The organism is Nonomuraea sp. MG754425 (genome assembly GCF_021699195.1).
Taxonomy (GTDB): domain Bacteria; phylum Actinomycetota; class Actinomycetes; order Streptosporangiales; family Streptosporangiaceae; genus Nonomuraea.
The window spans coordinates 1-538 of sequence record NZ_SSXE01000484.1; the positions used below are offsets into that span (position 1 = coordinate 1).

A 538-nucleotide genomic window follows, 5' to 3' on the forward strand; every position below is an offset into this window, starting at 1 on the left:
GCCAGGTCTCAAACCGGTTCCCTGCCCGCCACTCACCACCGTGACCGCGCCCACAAGAACGCCGACCATGCTCTCGTGGAACATCGGATGGCGCACGTCGCGCGGCAGCTCGCTGGCATCTCCGGCGACGCCGCGCAATGACGCTGCCGCCGCTCATCCTCGACACCGGCGTCCTGGTTGAGCTGGCGCGCGGTGACCTCAACCTGATGGAGATGGTGACGCGCTGGGACGAGCAGGGCCAGCCGATGGTCATGTCCGTCCGCGCCGTGGCTACAGCCGCTCGAAACGCCGACTCCAGGGACGTCACCGACCTGCTGCTCGGCATCGCCACCATGGACCAGATCACGGTGGCCGGGCTACGCGAGACCGAGCACGGCATTGCCCTGGCCTCCATGCTTGAGCGGACCGATCTCGACTGGGGCGACGCCCACGTCGCAGCCCTGGCCGACACCTCGGTCTGCCCGATACTCACGCTGGAATGCTCCCATTGGACGACACGGACGGCTGCAGTCCGTGCTTTCGACGAGCCGCTCCACAT

General features: G+C 67.7%; 1 protein-coding gene. It reads left to right on the top strand.

Translation table 11 applies throughout. The features are described from left to right. Positions 1 to 137: 137 nt before the first annotated feature. A partial coding sequence (locus FAF44_RS53595; protein ID WP_237111182.1) for a hypothetical protein occupies positions 138 to 538 on the top strand: 401 nt, incomplete at its 3' end.